The sequence below is a fragment of the Pseudomonas rhizoryzae genome, assembly GCF_005250615.1.
Lineage (GTDB): Bacteria > Pseudomonadota > Gammaproteobacteria > Pseudomonadales > Pseudomonadaceae > Chryseomonas > Chryseomonas rhizoryzae.
Window position 1 is genome coordinate 1 of sequence record NZ_SULM01000027.1, and the last position, 23,562, is coordinate 23,562.

At 51.1% G+C, this 23,562-nt stretch carries 19 protein-coding genes; 13 read left to right on the forward strand and 6 right to left on the reverse strand.

The annotated features are described in order from the left end of the window. From FAZ11_RS24165 to FAZ11_RS24195, 7 genes are all read left to right on the forward strand, one after another. A partial coding sequence (locus FAZ11_RS24165; protein WP_137283172.1) for a hypothetical protein occupies positions 1 to 246 on the forward strand: 246 nt, incomplete at its 5' end. A gap of 12 nt (positions 247 to 258) precedes the next feature. Further along, a complete protein-coding gene (locus FAZ11_RS24170) occupies positions 259 to 522 on the forward strand; it encodes a hypothetical protein (protein ID WP_058772858.1) in 264 nt (87 codons plus the stop codon). Between the two features lie 466 nt (positions 523 to 988). Continuing rightward, positions 989 to 1,678, forward strand: a complete 690-nt coding sequence (locus FAZ11_RS24175) for a class I SAM-dependent DNA methyltransferase (protein ID WP_081049577.1) — start codon at positions 989 to 991, stop codon at positions 1,676 to 1,678. A gap of 11 nt (positions 1,679 to 1,689) precedes the next feature. Beyond that, on the forward strand, positions 1,690 to 2,619 hold the full coding sequence (locus FAZ11_RS24180; RefSeq protein WP_081049578.1) for an isopenicillin N synthase family dioxygenase: 930 nt from the start codon (positions 1,690 to 1,692) through the stop codon (positions 2,617 to 2,619). Positions 2,620 to 2,648: 29 nt separating this feature from the next. Continuing rightward, positions 2,649 to 4,016 (forward strand): NAD(P)-dependent oxidoreductase, encoded by a 1,368-nt coding sequence (locus tag FAZ11_RS24185; protein ID WP_058766860.1) that lies wholly within the window; start codon positions 2,649 to 2,651, stop codon positions 4,014 to 4,016. Next, entirely contained in the window at positions 4,013 to 5,116 is a 1,104-nt protein-coding gene (locus FAZ11_RS24190) for a mandelate racemase/muconate lactonizing enzyme family protein (protein ID WP_058766859.1), read from the forward strand. The genes FAZ11_RS24185 and FAZ11_RS24190 overlap by 4 nt, the downstream gene beginning before the upstream one ends. Before the next feature lie 36 nt (positions 5,117 to 5,152). Continuing rightward, positions 5,153 to 6,313, forward strand: a complete 1,161-nt coding sequence (locus tag FAZ11_RS24195; protein ID WP_058772856.1) for an aromatic ring-hydroxylating oxygenase subunit alpha — start codon at positions 5,153 to 5,155, stop codon at positions 6,311 to 6,313. Here the strand turns inward: FAZ11_RS24195 and FAZ11_RS24200 are convergent. Continuing rightward, a complete protein-coding gene (locus FAZ11_RS24200; protein ID WP_058766857.1) occupies positions 6,296 to 7,201 on the reverse strand; it encodes a LysR family transcriptional regulator in 906 nt (301 codons plus the stop codon). The genes FAZ11_RS24195 and FAZ11_RS24200 overlap by 18 nt on opposite strands. Before the next feature lie 91 nt (positions 7,202 to 7,292). Between FAZ11_RS24200 and FAZ11_RS24205 the strand changes: the two genes are divergently transcribed. From FAZ11_RS24205 to FAZ11_RS24225, 5 genes are all read left to right on the forward strand, one after another. Then, positions 7,293 to 8,225, forward strand: a complete 933-nt coding sequence (locus tag FAZ11_RS24205; protein WP_058766856.1) for a DMT family transporter — start codon at positions 7,293 to 7,295, stop codon at positions 8,223 to 8,225. 36 nt (positions 8,226 to 8,261) lie between these two features. Next, the gene (locus FAZ11_RS24210; protein WP_058772855.1) at positions 8,262 to 12,332 is read left to right on the forward strand and encodes an SDR family oxidoreductase; all 4,071 of its coding nucleotides are present in this window, start codon (positions 8,262 to 8,264) and stop codon (positions 12,330 to 12,332) included. Then, positions 12,329 to 13,336 (forward strand): NAD(P)-dependent alcohol dehydrogenase, encoded by a 1,008-nt coding sequence (locus FAZ11_RS24215; protein WP_158295287.1) that lies wholly within the window; start codon positions 12,329 to 12,331, stop codon positions 13,334 to 13,336. Before FAZ11_RS24210 ends, FAZ11_RS24215 begins: the two co-directional genes overlap by 4 nt. Positions 13,337 to 13,455: 119 nt before the next feature. Next, positions 13,456 to 13,995, forward strand: coding sequence for an adenylyl-sulfate kinase (gene cysC, locus FAZ11_RS24220; RefSeq protein ID WP_058766879.1), 540 nt, complete (start codon positions 13,456 to 13,458; stop codon positions 13,993 to 13,995). A 28-nt stretch (positions 13,996 to 14,023) separates the two neighbouring features. After that, positions 14,024 to 15,433, forward strand: a complete 1,410-nt coding sequence (locus FAZ11_RS24225; RefSeq protein WP_081049580.1) for an FAD/NAD(P)-binding protein — start codon at positions 14,024 to 14,026, stop codon at positions 15,431 to 15,433. Between the two features lie 129 nt (positions 15,434 to 15,562). On the opposite strand, the gene FAZ11_RS24230 is transcribed toward FAZ11_RS24225, so the two are convergent. From FAZ11_RS24230 to FAZ11_RS24240, 3 genes are all read right to left on the reverse strand, one after another. Continuing rightward, positions 15,563 to 15,838, reverse strand: a complete 276-nt coding sequence (locus FAZ11_RS24230) for a response regulator (protein ID WP_058777032.1) — start codon at positions 15,836 to 15,838, stop codon at positions 15,563 to 15,565. Positions 15,839 to 16,130: 292 nt separating this feature from the next. Continuing rightward, a complete protein-coding gene (locus FAZ11_RS24235; RefSeq protein ID WP_137279533.1) occupies positions 16,131 to 16,859 on the reverse strand; it encodes an inovirus Gp2 family protein in 729 nt (242 codons plus the stop codon). A gap of 451 nt (positions 16,860 to 17,310) precedes the next feature. Next, the gene (locus tag FAZ11_RS24240) at positions 17,311 to 17,541 is read right to left on the reverse strand and encodes a helix-turn-helix transcriptional regulator (RefSeq protein ID WP_058766852.1); all 231 of its coding nucleotides are present in this window, start codon (positions 17,539 to 17,541) and stop codon (positions 17,311 to 17,313) included. Positions 17,542 to 18,100: 559 nt separating this feature from the next. Between FAZ11_RS24240 and FAZ11_RS24245 the strand changes: the two genes are divergently transcribed. Then, positions 18,101 to 18,952, forward strand: a complete 852-nt coding sequence (locus tag FAZ11_RS24245; protein WP_058766851.1) for a hypothetical protein — start codon at positions 18,101 to 18,103, stop codon at positions 18,950 to 18,952. Between the two features lie 1,146 nt (positions 18,953 to 20,098). Here the strand turns inward: FAZ11_RS24245 and FAZ11_RS24250 are convergent. Next, on the reverse strand, positions 20,099 to 22,225 hold the full coding sequence (locus FAZ11_RS24250; protein WP_058772853.1) for a methyl-accepting chemotaxis protein: 2,127 nt from the start codon (positions 22,223 to 22,225) through the stop codon (positions 20,099 to 20,101). Between the two features lie 345 nt (positions 22,226 to 22,570). Then, positions 22,571 to 23,562 (reverse strand): aminotransferase (locus tag FAZ11_RS24255; RefSeq protein WP_137283173.1); only part of this gene is annotated, 992 nt, incomplete at its 5' end.

Sequence of the window (23,562 nt, forward strand, 5' to 3'; positions counted from 1 at the left end):
ACCTCGGCCATGGTCTTGGGCGCTGGCTTACTGGCCAAATGCTTCGCGGTCGTGGTAGGCACCGTACTGGGCTGGATCGGCGCGGTGGTCGGCGATGCGATCCGCAAGTTCGCTCATCCTGATGCTGTCTTTACCAGCGGCGGGCTGCTCAGACTGCTGTGGATCAAGATCTTCTGGCGAGTAGGGCCGCAACTGATTGGCCTGGTGGCCGGCGTGATGGTGGGCTGCGCACTGGTGCTGCGCTGAGAGGACTTGGATATGAAAAAGTACCTGGCACTTCTCGCCTCTCTGCTGCTGATCACCGCGTGCTCGGATGAAAACTCCAAGATCCGCGGTGAGTTTATCGCGGGCTGCATGAATGGGGGCTCAAGCAAGGCCGTATGTTCTTGCACATTTGAGAAGCTCGAAACGAAGTACAGCCCAGCAGAACTGCGAGGGATTAATCGTCTAGCCGCGCCGCCTGAATCCTTCCTACGGGAGGCCTTTCAATCAGCGCAAGCGTGCCGTGTGCAGTATAACTAATTAAAATCTGCTATCCCTTAATAAGAAATTAGCCTACGTAGCTTAAGTTCAGACACTCAAAACTTTAATGAGGAACGGCTGCCTTGAGCAGCCGTTCCTCATTAAGACCAAACAGTATTTTAATTTTTCTGTTCGATGCCCTTTAGCATACAAATACTCGAACCTACGCGATCTGCAATTCGGCCCCCTGATAAGAATTTAAGCCACCGCAAAGAATTGCATGAGGTTCCCGCACCTCTACTATCAATGCATCTTCAAACTTCGAAATGGCAGTACACCCCTATCACAATCAGGGTATGCGTCACGCCCAACCATATATAACATTTAGTTAACCTTTCGAGAAAAATAGAAAAATAATTCATCTATTAGGTCTTTACATCGAGCAATCACAGAATAAAAATGAAACCCGCCATCACGTCAAAACTGTTTCATTCAACCTGAAAATCAATTTTCCGGAGAATACAGAATGGCTAGCGAAAACCGCGAGACGAGAAGTAATAGCCCTTATTCCGCAACATCGGTTAATCGAGCATTAAACTTCAATCGCGACTACTTTCGCCTTAGAGATTACTACGAGACTTGGTCATCTGACTACGACAATGACGTCTCAGAGGAAAACTACTGCGGCCCGAAAATTATCAGCAATCTCCTTACAGCGCTGCTAGGAAATGCACAGATCGCCAGCCGAAAATTTCATAATCCGGTACGCATTATGGATGCCTGCTGCGGGACCGGCTTGGTGGGTAAAGAGTTGAGTAAGCGAGGTTTTAGTATCATAGACGGCTGTGACTTGTCTCCAGCAATGACAGAGCTGGCGCGTAAAACTCAGTCCTACAAAGAACTGTACGGCGGGGTAGACTTAACTGAGCGCAATAACTCGATTGCTGAAAACCAATACGATGCAACGGTATGCTGCGGCGCCTTTATAGAAGGCCACTTACCGATAGATGCCATTCACGAACTTATTCGCATCACAGCCCCTGGCGGAATCCTACTATTTAGTACACGCTGTTCGTTTTATGAGGCGGAAGGCTTTTCCAGCTTACTGGATAGTTTGGTTGCCGAGCAAAAAATGGCACCTCTCCAGTCCCTTATGGAAGCTCCCTATTTAGATGGCGTGCATGCCCACTACCTCGCTTTCGCAGTCATTAAATAGAGTGCTTAAGTATGCATACCCTAGATAGCATCTCACTCAGCTTGCTTGACACTACAGACACCTCGCAAGAAGTACAGCGTCTACGAGAAGCCTGTATAGAAGACGGATTTTTTTATCTAAGTGACCATGGCATTAGCCCATATATAATTGACGAGGCGTTTTCAGCAACACAAATTTTTTTTGCACTACCTATAGAGATCAAGCAGAAATTCTCTCAAGATCATCAAAAAGTTAGTCCCAAAACTTGCCGAGGCTATGTCAATATATTTGGTGAAACGCTGCACGCCCCAACTGGACCGGACTGTAAGCAGCACTTTGATATGGGTAGGGAAGCTCCGCTTTGTGAGAAACCTTTCACTGGACCAAACCTCCTACCCGACGAGCAAACAGCCCCTGGTTTTGCCAACTCGATGCTAGCCTTACAGAAACAGGTCATGCATCAGGTGGTACCGAGATTACTCCGTGCACTCGCGCTGGCTATGGGGCTAGATAGAAATTTTTTCGATCCCTTTTTTTCTGACCCCGTATTGATCCAGCGTGCTCTATATTACCCACCCCATTGCAGTGGGGCCGGAAAACACACAGACAACGGTATATTCACCCTCTTATTTCAGAGCGCCGCTGACGCGTGCGCACTCAGTGCATTTTCTAAAGGGCGCTGGATTGACGTACCACCTCGTGGAAACGACATAGTGGTTAATCTAGGCGATATGTTAATGAAGTGGAGCAATGGTCTGTTTATCAGCACACCGCACCAAGTGTTGCATCGTGGTGAAAGCGGTAGAGTCTCGCTCCCTTTTTTTGTTTACCCCAACATCGACGCAAATTTTGTTCCTATGGGTACTGAGCAAACGGTGTCGTGTCAGCAAGTAATGCTCGATAACTTCAACTCAATCTGGGTAACCCGCCAAGGCGCTGGCAGAGCACGCGAGCTCGTTTGAACTCACCATTGGGATCGAGAGGAATCGATATGCAATCTGCTAAGCCTAAAATTGGTTTCGTAGGTACCGGTAATATGGGCCGCCCTCTGATAGAACGTCTATTAAAAGCAGGTTACGAGGTTCAGGCTCATGACATTAATCCCGAACATGCTAGCTCGGTGGTTGTGTTAGGAGCGTCATGGAAGGACACCCCTGCCCTTTGCGCAAGCACATGTCAGATAGTGGTGACATGTCTACCGCTTCCTCACCATGTGCTAGAAAATATGACTGGTGATAATGGTGCTTTGTCAGGAATGTCGGAGGGGTCCGTTTGGATCGATACGTCCACTACCGACTATCACAACACCCTACATATCGCCAAACTGGCCAAGCAGAAGAATATCTTCAGCTTGGAAGCCCCAGTAAGCAACCTATCGCACATGGGCGTCGATTTCGCAAATGTTTGCTTCTACATCGGTGGTGATGAGCCTGGCTACCGGCTGAGTCAAACCATGCTCGAAACCATGGGTCGCAAGTCTTTCTATGTAGGAAAAATAGGTTACGGTCAGTCGGTAAAACTTCTGACCAATCTTCTATTCTATGCAGCTACCGCAGTATGGGCTGAATTACTAGTGATGGCCAAAGCGAACGACATCCCGCTGCACTGGCTTTGGGATTTCGTAAAAACCTCACGAGGCAATTGCTTTGTTAGCAGCCAACTAACCCCATTCATGCTTGACGGCAGCTACGATCATTCTTGTACGCTAGAGATCACTGTTAAAGATATGAGTCTAACCGTGGCCTTAGCTGATGAACTAGGGGTAGAAATTCCGCTGGGGCGCATTATTGCCCAGCGCTACAACCAAGCAGGACTATTATTTGACAGCCAAGAAAATCACGTAAAGGTAGCCGCTTTAAGTGAAAGAGAAAACAATATTAGATTAAACATCCCCGGCTTTTACGCGCCGTCTCCCTATGGTGCTAACCGCGCCTATCGCCATAGCGGCGATTTAGTTGAAGACGCTATGGGACGTATCACGCCGAAACTGGCACCAAAATTCCAGTCAAACTCCACACTTACAGACAGCAGCAAAATTAAGCTCGCATCACACTTGGTAGAGTTTTTAGCCTGTATCAACAAAACGATTCTTGTGGAAGCTTGGCAAATTGGCAGAGCAATGGGGCTTTCGGACTCGCTCATAGAGCAAGTTGTAAACTGGAGCTGTGGGCCCAGTTGGATCGCGGAGAATTTAAATATTTATGAACCTTGCTTCGACAGCATCGCGGTGATTGAAAAACTCCAGCAAAAATTACATTTGCCCGTTATAGAAAAAATCTTCCAACAGTCGCTCCTTAGCAATCCGTCGCCTACGTACCCGATTGGCAATCGCATACGAGATGGAGTGGCCGCACCATGAAGATCTCCTCGATTAAGGTCTATCAGCTGGATGTACCGCTCAAAAGCAAATACAGCCTCAGCGGCGGACGACTTCACTATGAGACACTCGATACCACGATAGTACTTATAACTACCGACAACGGACTAGTCGGTGTTGGCGAGAGTTGTCCTTGGGGCGCCACCTATCTACCAGCCTACGCTAAAGGTGTTCGGGCGGGCATCGAAGAATTAGCGCCACACCTGATCGGTGAAAATCCGTTGCACCTTGATCAAATTAATGCACTTATGGATGTGATGCTACCGGGCCATCCCTATGTAAAAACCGCCATTGACATAGCATGCTGGGACATTCTTGGGAAGCACTGTCAACTTCCGGTTTACGCCTTACTTGGAGGACAGCTTCAGCCGTCAATAGCTCTGCAAAGCAGCATTCCCACAGATGATACAGAGCAGATGTCTTCCTATCTGGCATTAGCGCGTAGCGAGGGCTACAGAACTCACTCCTGCAAGGTCGGTATCGGGGTGGAAGAAGATACGGCTCAGATCAAGCATTTGCTTGAACACCGCTTAGCAGGCGAGGTTATTACCTTTGATGTTAATCGTGCCTGGACTGTTGCTGAGGCCGTTGCTGTGATGAACAGCGTCCAAGACCCAACGGTGTGCTTTGAGCAACCCTGCGAATCGCTGGAACAGTGCGAAGCAGTGCGTATGTTGACACGCAATCCGATCATACTGGACGAATCTATTGTAACCCTGGGTGACCTGGTACAAAGCCAGCGTCAAAACATCGCTCAGCTAATTGGATTGAAGATTAGCCGCGTCGGTGGCTTGACGAAAGCCCGGCGACTTCGTGATTACTGTATCTACCACGGCATCCGGATGAATATCGAAGATGTCGGCGGAACGCAGGTCAGCGATAGCGCAGTGATGCACCTTGCAATTTCAACCCCTAGCCGACTGCACCGCGCCAGTTGGAATTGCTGCAGACATCACGAGGTTCAATTGGCTGAGGTAGATTTCGAAATAACTCAAGGCCGTGCTTATTTACATGAGCGTCCTGGCCTGGGCCTAACACTTGACCCACAACATTTTGAGCACCCTGTCGCCCAATATGGATAATTCTCACTGCTTCTTAAACTAATCCATGGAGGTTCCATGACCAGCGCCACTGCACCGGCGAACCTGGCTCACGGGTTTGACATTGATCCTTTCGCCTCATTTACATTGCCCAAAAAACATTACGTTGACGGTGAGTTGTTCGACTGCGAAATGGAGGCGATTTTTGCCAAAACATGGCAGTATGTATGCCACATTTCAGCATTGCCTAAAGCGGGAGACTATCGTGTACGCGATCTTGGTCGCCAAAGCGCGCTAATAGTCCGTGGTAAAGACGGTACCCTACAGGCCTTTCATAATGTTTGCCAACATCGTGCGCATCGATTAGTCGAAGGCTCAGGGCGTGTCCCTGGTTTGCTAACCTGTCCCTATCATGCGTGGGCATACGACACCCACGGACAGTTAATCAGCGCGCGCAAATCCGAGCATCTCAAAGACTTTAAGGCAGACCTGATTAAACTCCAACCAGTGCGCCTTGATGTGTTTTGCGGCTTTGTCTTTATCAATTTCGACCCGAACGCGCAGCCCATGCAGATTTTACTGCCGGGCCTCGAATCATCAATTAGAACTTTTTCACCCACACCAGAGAGGCTTTTTCACGCCTATTCCAAAGAGTATGACGTAAACTCAAACTGGAAAGTCTCCGTAGAAAATTATTCGGAGTGCTACCACTGCCCAACGTGTCACCCTACACTTTCGACAGCCACTTTAGACTTGAAAAGTTACCACCTTTCAATACACGACCATTATCACGCTCATGTGAGCAGCGACAGTGGTATCAATCAAGGGTATACGATGAAGGAGAATTCGGCCAGGTCCCGAGAGTTTGGTGCTTGGTACCTCTGGCCAAACTTTTGCCTTGAAGTTTATCCAGGAGGATATATGAACGTACTACACCATCTACCAGTTAGCGTTGAGAAGACCATACAGGTAGTTGAGTGGTTTTGCGTAAGAGATACGCCATCCAAGGAAGAACAAGAAGTCATAGATTTCGTTGCCGTTATTCGCGAAGAAGATATTCCACTATGCGCTAGCGTTCAACGAGGACTTAACAGCAATGGTTATCAGCAAGGCCGGTTTGTTGTCGATCCGGCAATGGGTGCCAATAGTGAACATGCCGTACATGATATCCAGAAAAAAACGATAGTGGCGCTGGAACAGCTATACTCAACTCGTAGGCACTCAGTCTCTGAAAGATAACGTCAGCCACTCCAGAACCTGACGAACAGGCGGGCTTGGATTTTCATTACGCCACTTGTACACGCTTAGCGCTTCAGGGAGATGAACATATTCAGAAAAAGGTCTCACTAGGTCACCGCTAGCGAGCATTCTTTCTGTGGTCCGTCGCCAACCAAGAGCAAAACCCATGCCTTCGACGCAAGCTTGCATCATGACCGGATAACTATCATAGAAGCGCCCCTTAAGTTCCCTAGGCGTAATGTGAAATTCTGCTAACCAGTCCCCCCAGGTGCTCCAGCACTGGGGTATAGCAACGTGATGCAACAAGCTTAAATCTGTTAAATCCTGCAAAGCGATACTGCGACAGTCTAATGAATCCAAGTACCGAGGACTACATACGGGAAAAACATCATCACTTAAGGTAAACATTAATGTGTGATCACCGGATGGCCTGCCAGTGGTTTGGATAGCAACATCAAATTTTTCGACGGTTTCAGTAATAGGCTGGAGGGACGCATTAAGGCGAACCTCCAAATCTGGGTATTTTTCGTGAAGGAGTGAAATATTTGGCGTTAACCAGTAGAAAGCTTCGCACAACTGGGTAGCTAGAACGACCTCATTGTTAACTCGGCCCGATTTCAGCTCCTCAGCGCGCGAAGCAATGCCTAAGAATGCGGTACGAACAGCGTCACGAAACTCAGCACCCGCTTCAGTTAGAAATACCGCTCTATTTCTACGATTGAATAACGCGACCCCGAGAAAATCCTCTAGAGCTTTTATTTGTTTACTGATCGCGGCCTGGGTGAGATGCAGCTCCTCCGATGCTTTAGAGAAGCTTTCCAAACGAGCCGCCGCTTCAAAGGGAACCAAACTGGAAAGTGGTGGAAGTGAACGTTTGAAGTTATCCATAAATTTTATTCCTCCCGTTTAACAATAATTCGCTTTTACCGACCACATAGCCGGATCAAAATACCTCAGGACCACCGCACGAGAATCCATCATGCCTGCAACAACAGTTGTACCTGCCGAAAACCGACAGAGCATCCTTATCATCGTGGGCTCGGTGTTCCTATTGTCAGTCTCAGACGCCCTCATCAAGGCTACCAGCACAGAGACATCAATGTGGCAGCTTTACGTGATCCGCTCGCTTCTTGCGATCAGTATGCTCATCGCCGTGTTGGTTTATCGCCGAGGCAGAACGCATTGGTGGCCAATTTCTCCTGTATGGGTGAGCGCTAGGAGCCTTCTGCTCGCACTGATGTGGATAGCATTTTACAGTTCGCTACCTTTCATCAGTCTGACTATAGCCGCATTAGCCATCTATACGACACCTCTATTCATAGCGCTGTTTTCGGCAGTTACCCTTAAGGAGCATGTCACACCTAGAAAATGGTTAGCCATCCTAATAGGGTTTTTCGGGGTGCTGATCACACTCGGACCCAGCCAGGATGATTTTAACCTATGGACGCTGCTGCCAGTGCTCGCTGCCATTTTTTATGCGCTCGCGGCAGTAGTAACCAAGGGTAAGTGCGCTAACGAGGTGCCTATGCATCTAGCACTGGCGCTCAATATCACTTTGCTATTGATAGGTTTGCTCGGAAGCTTCGTTGTCGCAACGACCGGCCCTCATCTACCAGACAATGAGGGCTTACGATTCCTCATCGGCGGTTGGTCAAAAATGACGATCAGCGACTGGGGAGTAATGGTGCTACTGGCGCTCCTGATGGTACTGGTTAGTACAGGTATCGCTCGTGCTTATCAAACTGGGGAAACGTCGGTAATCGGCGCATTTGATTACACCTACCTGATCTTCGCTATTGCCTGGGGGGCTCTTCTCTTCAATGAAGTGCTCACCAGCCGGACTACAGCGGGTCTAGTACTTATCCTGTTTTCTGGCTTCATTTTACTAAAAAAACCCATCACCAATCGCTGAACGCCGCACATGCACGGCCCTAACAAGGAGCTGCTTATGCTGACGTCAAATATCGTCCTACCCAATGTAATCCTATGGGCGGTTTCCCGTAGCCGATCTACCGCCTTAGAAAGGGCTGTGATGCAGCATCCTGACGTCAAAGTATTACATGAAAGGCTTTCCGAGCCGTTCTTGGCCAGACATTTCCCCGAAAAACACGCTCTTATCGAACACACTCGTCGGATTACTAATGGACCTCCCGGGGTCCGCAATTATGCCGATGCGATGGCATTGCTCGGCGAGCCACCAACACCGCCGTACCGGCTGCAATTCTCCAAAGAGATCGCCTACTTCGTCGACTTCGATAAAATTGATAGTGCGTGGCTGTCACAGTTCAAGCATGTCTTTTTGGTCCGTAAGCCATCGGATGTGATGCGATCTCTGTATCGTGTTAGCCAAAGTGGCGGCACTACCTATTTTGACGCCGATGAGTCAGGTTTCGATGAGTTGGCTCGTATCCATGACCTTGTGGTCGAAAGGTGTGAGGCCGGCCAGATATTGTATCTGGATAGTGAAGCTGACCTGATGGGTGATACACGCGCCACCCTGGCACGCTTTTGCAGTTTTGTAGGTATCGACTTTTCGCCTCGCCTTTTAAGTTGGGAGCCAAAAAAAGTCGAACAGTGGCAATTTTTCCAGGGCTGGCATAACGACGCCGAACAGTCTAGTGGGTTTGCTGAAATCAAGCATCCAGAAACCACGTTTCCAGATATAGTCGAACGCGTAGCACTAGAAAAACGACCTATTTATAGATTTTTCTACTTAGCAGCCGCCTTTCAACGTGCACGCTCCACAGCGGAACAACTTATTTGTCTTTATGAACCCACAGAGGTACGACTACGGGTAGTGCTGTTATCAGCGACACGGCAGCAGCATCTGCATGCCCTACAGTGGGCATCGCTATTACCCGATGACTATGCTGTTTGGCTATTAAAAGCCCCCAAACAGCACGACCATGAGGCAATTCGCGAAGTCGAACAACTACAAGACTTGCCATTAGTATCGCTTACGACAGCAGAAGACCCCATCATCGTCGACTTTTTAAAACTTATAGGAGATCGCCAACTTTGTCTAATTTGCCCTGAAAGCACGCATGCATGTCTAACCGGGATCAAGTTGCTCACTATAGACCCCCGCCATCCGGCGATAGAAGAAATATCCACCCGAATTGCAAAACTTCAACGAGCGTCTGTACTATATAGCCGACAGCACCAGATAAAGACCCAACACTCCGGTAGATCAACTCACGCGTCGGTCCCTTCATGGCACGAGCGTTTTCATACATTGCTGCACGACGCTCCAAACAGCGTTGTCGCGGCCACCTCACAATATAGCTTGAGCGCTAGAGAGCTAAATGCTCAAGCCTGCAACTTGGCTAAGCGTCTTTGCCAAGTGTCGCCTAGTGGCGGCTGGATCGCTATTCGCCTGGATAAAGACCTACGTTCGCTAGTGACAATGACCGCATGCAGCCTACTCCGCTGGCCGTATCTAGACATTCCTCGCTGGTATGGTGCAGATGCCATTGCTGACGTCTTAGAAAAACTAGATCCAGCGGTCGTGGTGGGAGATACCCATACTCTAAAGTCTCTAGGAAATCGCTATCAGACACTACTATTTGATCACTTGCCATTTGGCTGCGACGAGTCCTCTGACGTACAGCCCCTCCCGTACGGTGACATCGCTTACGGATTGCTGACCTCTGGTACCACGGGTACAGCAAAGGTGGTCACCATTGCCGAAAGTGGTCGTCTAGACTCCCTCGATTTTTGGCAACGGTATCTCCGGCCCGGTGACAGAGTTGGGTTTAACGCATGGATGACCGGCTACGTTTATTATCCAATCTTCAGCAATGCAATTGCCTGTCCAATTCCAGACTCCGTGGTGTTGGATCCAATCGCCCTTAGAAGCTTTATCCGACGCAATCGCCTCTCCCAACTGATGACAACGCCCAGCCTGATATCCGGCTTGCTGAATGATGAGCAGGCATTCCAGCAAGCATTTATCACTGTGCATACCCTTTGGTTGAGTGGAGAACTGCTACCCGACACGCTCCTTGCAGACCTCAGGCGCTGTTTGCCCAATTGCCAAATACTCGATCTGTATGGCTCTAACGAAGCTGGAGACGTTGCACTTGTAGGCCCCGGAGGCAAGTTGCACTTCACGCCTGACACAGAGGCCTACGTGCTGGATTCAATGCTCGAATGCACTCGACTATACACTGTCGGGGAACTCTACATCCATACTCCTGGGCTGACTCCGGGCTATCTCAAAGATGAGGCGGCGGACCAAGCTGCGTTCATTACGAACCCTATGGCAGAGTCTCAATCGAACCTGGCCAAAAGGCTGCTGCGTACCGGTGATGTGGTAAAAATTACCGAAGACGGGATCCAGTTACTGGGCCGTAGTACTACGCATTTGAAAGTACGGGGATTCAAGATATTTAGCGCCGACGTCGAGCGAATTTTGATTGCTCATCCCGAGGTACGTACGGCTTTGGTCACCACACGTGGTGATGGACTCGAAATCCAATTGATTGCCTTTATTACACCATTAAATGCCAAAACTCCCCCACACGCAAACCAACTGCGCAAATGGGCTAGTCAGCATTTACCAGCCTTCAGTGTACCAGTGGCGTATTTTCTTAGCCTTGCACTCCCGGCTAGCGCAAGCCAGAAAAGACTAAGCGCGCAAGCACTATTGCAAAAGCCCTTGATCCCTCTACCGGATGACGACGTACCATTAACACCACTGCAGTCACAGGTCGCGGCCCTATGGGCTAATTGTCTCCACCTTGACGGAATCACGTTGGGACCTGAAAGCGACTTTCTCGAGCTAGGTGGCAGCCTATTGTTGTTGGAGTTAGTGAACTCGATCAACAAAACCTTCCATTCCGGTCTATCTATCGCCGACATAGCCCGCGACTCTACACTGGCAGGAATAACACAGGTACTCGCCTTTCAACTACACGACGAACGCGTACAAGAAGCTCCGTTCTCAATTCAGGCCGAAGCCGAACGCTACCTATCGAGGCTAAGCGCGACTACTTCGCAAATACCTCAGCGGGCGACACGCCGGACTATTCTGGTCACAGGTGCTACAGGTTATCTAGGACGGATGATCGTGCGCCAATTACAGAGTGAGCCGGGCGTCGAACGCATTATTTGCCTAGTGCGTGCAGATACCTCAATTCATGCTCAGCAACGAGTTGTGGATTTAGAACCCGTAGAGGCAGTGGCTGCAGACCTGAGTCAACCTCAGCTAGGCCTATCAGCGGAGGATTATCTTCGACTATTAAGGGAGGTCGATTGTATCGTTCATTGTGGTGCACAGGTAAACTGGCTAAAACGTTACGAACTCTTGGCTGAGACTAACGTAGGTAGCCTAATAGAGGTATTGCGCATAGCTAAACTTGGCGGCGCCGGTGTTGTCTTCGCCTCAACCTTGCCTGAAACCCCCCCAACTACCGGCTACAATCGTTCGAAGATCGTTGCTGAACGCGTAGCGACTACATTCTGCAAACAGAACGGAATATATCTAAAAATCCTGAGATGCGGAGACATCAGCGCTCCTACTAAGGCAAACGCAAGCGACCGAATCAATCCCGATGACTATATCGGATTGCTGATTCGTAGCTGTCTAATGCTTGAAGCTTGGCCAGCGGAAACCGAATGGTCGCTGAACCTCGCGCCTGTAGATTATGTCGCTCGAGTCTTCGTGCATTACGCACTAAGCAAGCCAGCGCTCCGCTTGACGTCTATAGATCACCTCTACAACCCTGCCAACTCGCGTTGGGTGCAGATCTGCTCTTGGATCCAAACACTCGTGGGACCGGCTAAATTCACGGCGCTTCCCCTAAGCGATTGGCAATCCAGACTCGAAGCCAATGCCCCTAACAGTGCGTTACTCCAACGCACATTGCTGATTCTTCCGATGATCATCGAAGACTTCGAACACTTCAGCCACCCGGCTCCGCTGGAACTCGATAACCTGAAGTGTCCGGTCATTGATGCCGAATGGACACAGCGGTACCTCACGGCGCTCCACCTATACACAGGAGAGGACCAATGATGCAAAACACAACTGGCTGGGCGGCCTATAGCCCTGGCTCAATCCTGGAACCATTCACTTATAAACGGCTGGCTCCGGGACCTAATGAGGTCGAGCTACAGGTAACGCATTGTGGTGCCTGTACTAGCGACCTGCATCTGATCGAAGGAAACTGGGGCGAAGCATCTCAGTACCCGCAGGTATGTGGTCATGAAGTAGTTGGAAAAGTAGTCCGCATAGGGTCATCGGTTGTAGGGCTTAATCAAGGTCAACGAGTCGGTGTCGGCTGGTACAAAGGGGCATGTCTAAATTGCGAATGGTGTTTAAAAGGTGAGGAGCAACACTGCCCGAACGTAATTCCCACGTGCAGTAACGGACACCACGGAGGGTTCGCGGACTTCCTGACATGTGACGCAAGATTCGTCTTCGCTATCCCCGATGCACTACCTTCACCTATGGCTGCACCTTTGTTTTGTGCAGGCCAAACGGTATATACCGCGCTGATACGTGGTACACGTCCAGACATGCGGGTTGGCGTTTTGGGAATCGGAGGGTTAGGCCACCTTGCCATTCAATTCGCCACCAAGTTTGGATGCATCGTAACCGCCCTTTCAAGTTCTAGTGATAAGAAAGAGCAGGCTTTGGAGCTAGGAGCTCGTCACTTCTATACCCTTGACCCCGCCACCCTGCACTCTCAAGAAAACAGTCTGGACTTCTTGCTAGTGACCGCCTCTAACGACCAAGACTGGTCTAGGGCAATTGCCTTGCTACGGCCTCGTGGCACCTTGTGCTTTGCAGGCATGCCAAATCCAGTCACGCTGGATATTGCCGCCATGACCTATAAAACCCTTACTGTTTCCACAGCCAATGTGGGTGGACGTCACGACATGCTGCAGATGCTGTCCTTTGCTGCCGAGCATCGCATTTGGCCTTTGGTTGAAACCTTTCCTGCGAACCAAATTAATAAAGCCTTAGATGCGCTACGCAATAACCAGGTGCGCTATCGCGCCGTAATCGAGCTCTGACACACTATCGTTGTGGAGATACTCCCATGCCCTATTCGCTGGCTTTACCGCCAACCGTCCATGCGCATTCGGATATTGTCGCGCACGACTTCGCCATCGGACGTCAGGACCATTCCAATTTGAAAGGTCATCGCTCGCTCCTGCTGTGGTTCACTGGAATGTCCGGCGCAGGTAAGTCGTGCATAGCTAACCAAGTCCAAGCGAAACTACACGAGCATCGGCTGCACACCTGTCTGTTGGACGGTGATCGGCTTCGACAAGGTCTAACGTCAGATCTCAGCTTTACTGATTACGATCGAAAGGAAAATATCAGGCGTACAGCCGAGGTAGGAAAACTTTTAGTAGACTCAGGCGTGATCACCTTGGTGTGCCTTATTTCCCCGTTTGAGCAGGAACGGCGCATGGCTAGAGCTTTATTCGGTGACGATGACTTTATTGAAATATTTATCGATGCGCCCCTGGCTGTATTGGAGCGGCGCGATCCCAAAGGTTTGTATGCAAAAGCACGCAGAGGGCTGATCAAAAATTTCACCGGAATCGACTCTCCCTACGAGCGCCCCTCACACCCCGACATCGTCATCGACAGCGCTACAACTTCTATTGAACAGGCAGCTTTCATCATCGATAATTTTTTGCGCCACCGCCAGTACTGGAGCTAGACGATACAACCATTACGGGACAACCATTATGAAGACGCTTGTTATCATTGGGGCTGGCTTCAGCGGAGTATCGACAGCAGCGCATATCTTACGCGGTGACTGTACTAACATACAGATAATATTAATCAATAGTACGCGCACCATGGCTAGAGGGCTGGCATACGGCACCAATAGCCCCATTCATCTTTTGAACACCACTGCCGGAAAAATGAGCGCACTAGACGATGATCCGGATGATTTCTTGAGGTTCTGCAGAGATCTAAAACACCCTGTCGAACACACATCGTACGTCAGCCGCAACCTTTATGGGAATTATCTGAACAGCGCTTTGGAAAGAGCCGAACTATCCAACCCAAGCGTACAATTGTCTCGGGTCGTTGCACAAGTTACGCATATTCGTCCCTACGGCGAAGGCGCCCGACTCAAACTGTCGGATGGAACAATCCTAAAGGCGGACCATGTCATCCTTGCCTTCGGCAACTTTCCCCCATCAGACTGCCTTAACTTGAAACACAACCTAAAATCAGAAATATATACCAATGATCCTTGGAATTCCCCCGCCCGACTCTCTTCCAATCCAGATGCAGCAGTACTATTAATCGGAACGGGCCTAACTGCGGTCGATATGGCTTTGAAGCTAGTTCATGAGGGCCATAGCGGCCCAATCCATCTGCTCTCGCGGCGTGGTCTTTTACCTTTAGGGCACCTACCCACAGCAATTGGGCCCTTTCCTAACCCTGCACGCCTAAGAGGCGGCTCTCCTCGGCAGCTAATGGCGGCGCTGCGTGAACTAGTGAGAGAACATCAGCGGCAAGGCGGCGATTGGCGAGCAGTAGTCGATAGCCTGCGTCCAGCGGTGCAAAAACTCTGGGCAGCAATGGACACCAAGCAACAGAGACAATTTATACGGCATGTTCAACCTTGGTGGGACCTCCATCGTCACCGCCTGGCACCTACAACTTATGAGCGCTTTCGACATCACGTAGGCACTAAACAATTTTCCATTCATGCAGGTCGTTTAACCAATGTAACCATACAAGGGAAAAATGTAGTTGTCGATTTTCGCCGCCGCAAAGATCAGGCAATGGATTCAATCCAGGTTAGCAGGATAATCAACTGTACAGGTCCAAACCTTAACATCCAGCGAATCAATGCTCCTTTGATCCGTAGTTTGCTGACGCAAGGACTTGTTAGCGCAAGCCCTTGCAATGTAGGGATTCTCGTAGACGAGCAGCTTCGAGTGTTAGATCAACATCAGCAACCGTTATCTTGGCTGAGTTACTTAGGGCCTATGCTAAAAGCTCAATATTGGGAAGCCACTGCCGTACCTGAGCTACGCCGCTTTTCATTCATACTAGCTTCACGGGTGGCCGCTTTACTGACAGATATACCGAACAACAACGAATTTATTCCCAATCTGTCCGGAACAGCTCAATAAACCAAATAATAAAATAGGAAAATTAGGCATACCCACAGGCTATGGCTATAAGGCCCAAGCCGATCTCCCAGCCAACGTGGCCTATCTCCAGAAAACCTGGATGCCAGACGCCCTGGAGTCGGCAGTAAGTCAGGCGCTACGTTGAGCAGGGCTATACACCCAGGAGTCCAACAGCCTATCCACGCGGGCGGCAAAGGCATCCATGGAGAATGGCGTGGTCAGCACCGCTATGTCTGACCCGAGCAGCCCTTCATCCTTGAAGGCAGTATCGGCGTAGCCGGTGATAAAGAGCGCCTTGAGCCCTGGGCGCACTGCCCAAGCCGTCTCGACCAGCTGCCGACCATTTATAACACCCGGAAGGCTGACATCCGTAATCAGCAGATCGATCCGGCCATCGGCGTTCAAAATCTCCAACCCTCCCCGCTTCCCGACGCCTCAAGCGGTGTAGCCCAGGATCTCAGTCGTCAACATCCGCAGCACGGGCTCATACTCCACAACAAGCACCACCTCACCGCGACCCGTCGTTTCCGGCTCTGCTGCCTCGCCGAAGCAATCACTCGCCACATGCTCGGGCCAGACCGCAGTGAACGCCTACAGGAATTAGAGGGGCTCGTCTCCTCCCCCATAACCGTCACCGCCAAGGGCATCCAGGACATCAGCAGGATCACCCGCTGGAACTGGAAGGCCAGCGTGGTAGCTAGCCCCGACTGGTGCCGAACCCACGCTGTCGATCCCCATAGGTCTTGGTAGCACTCTTACACAAGTAGCTTGCTCGATAGAAAAGATCTGGCAGCTCATCGACATCTCCTCGACGAACCTCCCGATCAACAAAATACTCGGCATTCTTAGGAACCTCTAAAAGCCCCTTCGCTTTCTCGACCGATATGTCCAGCGCACTTGCCCAGGACTCTTGCATTCGGCTTATCATGTTCACACGCTTTGAACGTAGCCGTCCCATCGTGTAGTAGGCATCTCGGTTTAACAGAATCAGCAGATGGTAGTGCTGCCGCCCCGCGTGACCCACCTCTCTTGCCCAAACGTACCTGACCTTGCATCCACGCGAGTTGCCTCGCTCAGCCACCCGCTCTTGGTGGTACTCGATCTTCTTCGTGAATGACTCAAAGAACCTGCTGATGATCCGATTCGTATAGGCGTAGTCGGGTAGTTCAACGCCCTGAGGCAAGCGCAGATCCACCCTGAAGGCCAAGACCCTCGGATACTCAGCCAATGCCAGTTCGATGGTGTGCTTAAGATCAGACAGGTACTCCCGAATAAAGGGGCCTATCTGGCTCTGTAAGGGAAAGCCCTCGAAGGTATCCCCATAGTGCAGATGGAGGTTGGGATTATCAGGATGACGGAGTGGGTAGCGCTGGGTAGGTTCGATATGGTTGAGCATGGTTATGACCTCTCGTTGGTTGAGTTTCATAACCTGTGCCTGCTGTGTATTTTTTAACCGCTACCTTGCTCGCTGGCCAGTTGCTTGGTCTCTGTGCATCCGTTGTAGTGTTAGCCCTTCAGGTGGTGGCTCAGGGTCCGACTCCCTGTATAGGTCAGTGAAGGTTGCTACTCAGTTAGGCGTGAACCCTTCAGGTGGTAATAGCTAGTAAAAGCATAATACCCGCACCGCAATTTCCTTCGCCGAGCTGCTCGGGCTAAGCCACCTCAATCGTCCCGCCATAGCGGCAATTATTGCCGAGTTCGGATTTCGGAAATAAATCAAGCCGAAGAGGCCCGAGCCAGATATCGGAACTGAGGCTGTCGGGACGGCGGGAGTAATACTGCCACGACTTGCCATGCGGAGCCGAACAGTCAGGGACTGAACGGCGGCATAAGCGCCATGACCAGCCAATGCCGGTCATGGCGCAGATGGCAGTGCTCTAGCTGGCCATACTCAGATGGCCGATTGGGCGCGCAACGCCTCGCTCAGCCTGGTCACGCTCCTCGATCCTGGCCAGGATCCAGTCATGCACCTCGCTATCAACCCAACCGACACAGCGGTCTCCCAGCGAGACCGGTTTCGGGAAGGTTCCTTCCGCTATGTATTTGTAGATGGTCGATCGGGCAAGACCGGTCGAGTCGATGACTTCTTTTAGACGGACGATCCTCATGAACGGGCTCCTCGTATTCGTTCAGAGGATTGGCAAAGCCGGTAAAAAAACACTGAAGGACTGGTCCGCAGGTGCCCCTCCATGGCCCCCATCCTTAGACATAGCCAAGCAGTGAACCTACGGCTTTCTGCGCCTGCACATCGACTAGGGCAAATCTCCCTCCTCGTGACTAGCCGACTACATTCCGCGAACGCCAGTCGGCTCACACCACTATCAGCAGGTCATCCGGATAGCCGCTTTGACGGTTGGGCCAATTTAGCCCCAATCCAAATCATCTAGTCGCCTTCTGAACGCGGCTAGCACAGCCGCGCTTCCGGACCGGCGTCCCGTAGCGCTCTCATCTCGCGCAAAGGTTGGTTCGTATGGGAAAAATGCTGAAAAACTGGCATAGACCCGCTAAAACCCAGTAAAAATGAGATCTGTAAAGAAAATATTATTATAGAATCTCCATAGAATCCTAATAGAATCTCCTAAGAATATATTCTTAACATCCACAGAGTGACTATAGAATCGGGTGCTTTTTGCGCCAAGATTCCCCTTAGACCTGGATTGAAATGACGTGAAAACTAACGATCGCGCACGCAGCAAGGATGCGGACAGGCTGAGCGAGCTGCTCCAGGAACCTCATCGAAGCAATCGCCACGACATCTGGCTGTGGTTGCACCTCTACCACTACAAAGAGGCGAGGCTTGACCTTAGATCCTGCAACGGCCTAACCATGCGTGACGAGATAGCCAAAGCCCTGAAGAACCATAGGCTCTTCCAGTCCCGCATCCCCCAAGAGAAGGATCGACTCCTGCTTCCAAACGAAAAGCTGGGGTGGATCGAAGAGGATGAACGACAGCATCGATGGCTGATCCATGAGATCGAGAAAATGACTGACTTGCACCTACCTCGCGCTCTAGTCCACCTCACCGGCAGAGATCGCCTCATCGGCATGATCGACCTTTGGGATGTCGATATTGCCGACAAGGCATCTGAGGTGGATCAGCTTCACAGGAACTGGCTCAGGCACAAGGCGAAGGACAGTGAGTTCGAATGGTTCACCGATAAGAAAGAGAGTGAAAAGCGCTGTGTCTGCGCCTGGGAGTGGCTTCAAAAGAATCACCTTTCACCTATTACCAGGCAAACGCCCATTAGCAACTACCAAGAGCTGCTAATGTTCTTCGATCAAGGGGATGTAGGCCGTCACGAACGGACAGCCATGATTCGAGAGATCAAGAGGCGGTGGAATCGTAAGCAATTTGGCGAGCGTACTGCCGACAAGAAGCAGGTCAACCTCCTGCTTTCCAAAGAAGCGATAGATCAGCTTGATGCACTATCCCAAAAGCACGGATTGAAACGAGCGCAGATAGTCGAAGCTCTTATAGCGATGGAAACTGAAGTGGGTTTAGTTTTTATTAAAAAATAGATTCTTAAGTATTTACTGAAAGCCCAGCTCTTCGCAAGATGCCAACACCCTTCAGCCCACTCTAGAAAATATAAATAAACCGCAAACACATAATGATAAAATAGAGCTTCTCCAGCCAAGAGCTGGCCTGTACTTGGCAGAGCCTTTCACACCCTATGACTCGCTGCACCTAGTTCAACCAAGAGATATATTTGCTTTTATCGAAGATCAATACCGCGATTTCACCGCAGCCAGATTGATCGCACGTTTTGCCGAAAGTTTTTTGCATCAGCAATGCCTGCCAAAATCGTAAAGGGCTGCTTGAAGTAGACACCCAATTGCGACACCTCGCCTCTGCCTGCGCTGCACCCGCTTCTTAAACGATATCAAAGGTGACTTGAATGAATCATCGAGGCATCTACCGAAGCCACTGTCGAGGTGAAAGACGTACCACATCCCTCTACTGCGTGATTCCACCCCCCCGGTCATACATCACACCGAGGTGTGGGTGGATATGTGGGTTAAAATCGGATCATTTATAAAAAATCATATAAATCAATAACTTATTCTCATAGAAAGCCGGCCACAAGCCGGCTTTTTTGTTGCCTAAAGAAATCGCACTCCTCGCGCCTCTGGCTCTGTTCATCCTGTGCTCGGATGAAAACTCTAGGATTCGCGCTGAGTTTATCGTCGGCGACATGAATGGAGGCAGGGGCAACATGTAGCGGCACCTTCAAAAAGCTTGAAATCTAATACAGCCATAGGAACGGCGAGTATCGTTAGGTTGGCAGCAACGCCTGAATCCTTATGCGAGAGGCCCCGCAGTCAATAAATCTGCCGCACAGAAAACAAACGACTTGTGGCCGGCCTCTTGAATCACTTTCAAAGCGGTAATTTCGGCCAGGCTGGCGATCCAGAGGCGTCTAACGCAGCGTGACCCAGCCAGATACTCAAAAAAAGACCGAGAAAGTCGAGTGCCCCTTATCGCGTCGAGGCGATGACCATCATGACCCGTTTTACGTTAAGACGCGCTTCGAGTTCGGAAACCTATAACTCGATGCCTTTATAATTGCGCCCAATGTTAGAGCCTTGTACAAAAAAGCACTTCGCCTTTAAAAGCAAAAATAAATCATAAAAATTCCAATCACATAGAAATGAATCACACACCTACACCTTGAAGCGCTCAGACAGTTGAGCTTGCTTCCATGCCAAATCGCTAAGGTGATTGCCAGCACTTGAGGCCTCTTCGGCTTGTTTATTTACTGACTGCGCCACCTGCCCAATGTTGACCATATTGCGATTGATGTCCTCGGCCACGGCACTTTGCTCTTCGGCAGCGCTGGCAATCTGCAGATTCATATCGCTAATCTCCTGTACTTCGGCGAGTATCGCTTGAAGTGCAACACGGGCAATTTCGGCTTGCTCTACGTGCTGAATGGTCTGCCCACGACTGCTTTGCATCACGTCCACCGCTTCACGGGCACCAGACTGCAGCTTTTGGATCATGTCCTGAATCTCGCCTGTAGCCACCTGGGTCTTCTGGGCCAGACTCCGCACTTCGTCTGCTACCACGGCGAAGCCGCGTCCTTGATCGCCCGCGCGAGCGGCCTCGATGGCGGCGTTAAGCGCCAGCAGACTGGTCTGGGCGGCGATACCGTTGATGGTGGTGAGAATAGAACCGATCCCGACACTGTCGTGTGCTACCCGCTGAACCTGCTGCACGGCCAGCTCGATCTCCTGAGCCAGCCTGCTGCTTTCCTGTACGCTTTGCTGAACCACTTGCTGTCCGTCGTCCACCGCAGCGGTCGCCTTTTGAGTTGCCTTGGCAGCGTTTCCGGCATTGCGGGCGACATCTTGCGCCGTTGCGGTCATCTCCCGCATGGCAGTCGCCACTTGATTGATTTCCTGTAACTGTAGATGCACCCCATCGCGGACTCGGCGTGCGATATCAGAGGTGCGTTGGGCACCATCGCTTACTTCCCCTATCGACTGCACCAGTTGCTTGATCAGATGCTGCAGGGAGGCAAAGAAGGCATTGAAGCTGCTAGCGATAGCACCCAATTCGTCGCGGCGATTGACCTGCAACCGCTGCGTCAGATTTCCCTCGCCCTGGGCGATGGCATCCAGCATCACGACCAGGCTGCGCAAGGGACGAGCGATATGGCCACTGATGATCCAGAGCAACAGTAAACCGATGGCGGCAACACCCATACCCACCAGCAGCATGCCGACGATATCGTTCTGGCGCTGCTGGGTCAGGGCCTGTTGCAGGTGTTGAAGATCTGCCAGAACCGCGTTGCGAGGAAGTTGTACGAGCAGTATCCAGACGGTAGCGCTCTTACCCAGGTGCAGCGGTAGATAAACTTGGTAGAGATCATGGTTTTCGTCGAAACGACTGGTAAGACCGTCCCCCAGTTGGCCAAGCTCATTGGCGGCGTCACCGAGTACCTCCTTGGCCTGTTTACCGAGGCTCTCGGAGTTGGCGGTGTTAGCGACTATCGTTCCCTGGCTGGCGATCAAGGCAATGTTTCCGGCACCGCCATATAGCTGTTTGTTTGCCTCTATCAACAGTTTTTGAATGAAGTCCAAGGATAGGTCCGCACCGATCACTCCGCGAAAGGCGCCGTCGACAACAATTGGAGCATTGAAGGACGACATCAATATCTGCTGCCCATTTATTTCATAGGGAGCGGGGTCGATCACGCAGGCTTTCAGACCTTGTTGCGGACAGGTATAGAAGACATTTTCGCGGACGCCCGTGGAAAGTATCGTTTGGCTATCGAGTATTTCGCCCAACGGCGTTAACTTGAAGCCTCCGTCTGGTTTCCGATACCACCATGGCATGAAACGCCCAGTCGAATCGTAGCCTTGTGCAGTGAGCCCGGCATACTGGCTATCCTCTCCTTCGAAAGCATCGCGCTCCCAGCCTGCATAGATGTCGAGCAGATTGGGGTTATTAGCGAGGGTGTCTCTGAGTATGAGCGAAATGGCATTTCGATCCAGATCCAATTTTGCATCGTCGGATCGACCTAGCTGCGCATTCAGTTGTGCGAGGTTCGATACCACCAACAAAGGCTCTTCGAGTTTCTGACCGATTTGGTTTGCCGTCGCCCGAGCCTGGGCCCCCAAGAGCTCTTGAGCATTTTTAGTCGCAAGTTCAGTAGTATACGTCTCGATCAGAATTTGCGTCTGCGATCCGGCGTATAGAACATAGCTCGTCAAGGCGGCGACTACGGCTAGCACGCTGCCGCCGGCATAAAGACTTATGGTTGTCCGAACGGAGCGTATGGGCATAGTGGATTACCTGTGGCGCTTGCCAACTAAAACGTTCAGAAAAATCAGCTTCGATAGAAAGCCAGTTTCTTCGAAGGCACATTGACGATGATTATTGGCAGGCGAGTTTTATTTCTTGTGATGGCGGGTCCTTGGCGCTTGGCCGCGGATTTTTTTGTCGTGTCTACGACCGCACAGAGTCCTTTCGGCGATCACTGATTTGCGTGATGAATGCATCCACGTAAGGCCTTTGGCGAGACCACGTCGCTGCTTGCATCGAAACGCTATGACCCGCCGGTCATAGCGTTGGACGTCGCTTGCCGAGTGTCGCCATTGGCGTTATCTGGCGGTTCGGTAAGCACGTTCTCAGTGCTGAAGACTCCAGGAATAGGTCTGCTCAAGGGACCTTTCCAGGCTGGACAGGAGGCGAGCGATATCGCTCGGGGTGGTGATCAGAGGCGGGCAGAACGCCAGGGCGTCGCCTATCGCTCTGTTGATCACGCCATTTTCTTGCATACGATCGACGAGGTATTTCCCGAGTCGCCCGGGCGTACCGTTCAGCGGGGCTTTGCTAGCCTTGTCTGCCACCACCTCCACAGCGGCGATCAGACCTACGCCTCGCACTTCACCTACCAGGGGATGACTTTCAAAAGCTCGGAGTTTGCCGAGCAGCAACTCGCCTATCTCGGCAGCATGAGCCACCAGACGCTCTTCCTGGATAATCTTCACGTTTTCCAGGGCCACGGCGGTCGCCACGGGGTGACCGCCGCCGGTGAAGCCATGACCGAAGGTACCCAGGGCGCCGCTATGATCGGCGATGCCTTGGTACACGTCCTCGTTGAGCAGGATGGCGGCGATGGGCTGATAGGAAGACGACAGCTGCTTGGAAAGCACCAGAATGTCGGGCTTTATGTCGAAGGTTTCGCAACCGAACAGCTTGCCGGTACGCCCGAAACCAGTGATGACCTCGTCCGCCACGATGAGGATGTCATGCCTGCGGCAAACCGCCTGGATCTTTTGCCAGTAAGTACGGGGCGGGATGATGACGCCACCAGCGCCCATGAGCGGTTCGCCATAGAAGGCGGCGATGGTCTCGGCGCCTTCTCGCTGGATGAGGACCTCCAGCTCATTGGCGAGACGGTCGGCGAACTGCTCTTCACTTTCCCCTGGAAGGCCATAGCGATAGTGATGTGGGCAGCTGACATGGTGAAAACCCGCGAGAGGCAAATCAAAACCGCGCTGGTTGGCAGGCAACCCGGTAAGGCTCGCGCTGATGGTGGTGATGCCGTGATAGGCGCTCTTACGGCTGATGATCTTCTTCTTGGCGAACTTGCCAAGGGCGTTATTGCGGTACCACA

What these genes read in the sequence shown, in the direction of transcription:
- FAZ11_RS24250 (WP_058772853.1), bottom strand. Translation starts at nt 22,225, where the DNA reads ATGCCCATACGCTCCGTTCGGACAACCATAAGTCTTTATGCCGGCGGC.
- FAZ11_RS24240 (WP_058766852.1), bottom strand. Translation starts at nt 17,541, where the DNA reads ATGAGGATCGTCCGTCTAAAAGAAGTCATCGACTCGACCGGTCTTGCC.
- FAZ11_RS24175 (WP_081049577.1), top strand. Translation starts at nt 989, where the DNA reads ATGGCTAGCGAAAACCGCGAGACGAGAAGTAATAGCCCTTATTCCGCA.
- FAZ11_RS24195 (WP_058772856.1), top strand. Translation starts at nt 5,153, where the DNA reads ATGACCAGCGCCACTGCACCGGCGAACCTGGCTCACGGGTTTGACATT.
- FAZ11_RS24210 (WP_058772855.1), top strand. Translation starts at nt 8,262, where the DNA reads ATGCTGACGTCAAATATCGTCCTACCCAATGTAATCCTATGGGCGGTT.
- FAZ11_RS24200 (WP_058766857.1), bottom strand. Translation starts at nt 7,201, where the DNA reads ATGGATAACTTCAAACGTTCACTTCCACCACTTTCCAGTTTGGTTCCC.
- FAZ11_RS24190 (WP_058766859.1), top strand. Translation starts at nt 4,013, where the DNA reads ATGAAGATCTCCTCGATTAAGGTCTATCAGCTGGATGTACCGCTCAAA.
- FAZ11_RS24185 (WP_058766860.1), top strand. Translation starts at nt 2,649, where the DNA reads ATGCAATCTGCTAAGCCTAAAATTGGTTTCGTAGGTACCGGTAATATG.
- FAZ11_RS24235 (WP_137279533.1), bottom strand. Translation starts at nt 16,859, where the DNA reads ATGAAACTCAACCAACGAGAGGTCATAACCATGCTCAACCATATCGAA.
- FAZ11_RS24205 (WP_058766856.1), top strand. Translation starts at nt 7,293, where the DNA reads ATGCCTGCAACAACAGTTGTACCTGCCGAAAACCGACAGAGCATCCTT.
- FAZ11_RS24180 (WP_081049578.1), top strand. Translation starts at nt 1,690, where the DNA reads ATGCATACCCTAGATAGCATCTCACTCAGCTTGCTTGACACTACAGAC.
- FAZ11_RS24225 (WP_081049580.1), top strand. Translation starts at nt 14,024, where the DNA reads ATGAAGACGCTTGTTATCATTGGGGCTGGCTTCAGCGGAGTATCGACA.
- FAZ11_RS24170 (WP_058772858.1), top strand. Translation starts at nt 259, where the DNA reads ATGAAAAAGTACCTGGCACTTCTCGCCTCTCTGCTGCTGATCACCGCG.
- FAZ11_RS24215 (WP_158295287.1), top strand. Translation starts at nt 12,329, where the DNA reads ATGATGCAAAACACAACTGGCTGGGCGGCCTATAGCCCTGGCTCAATC.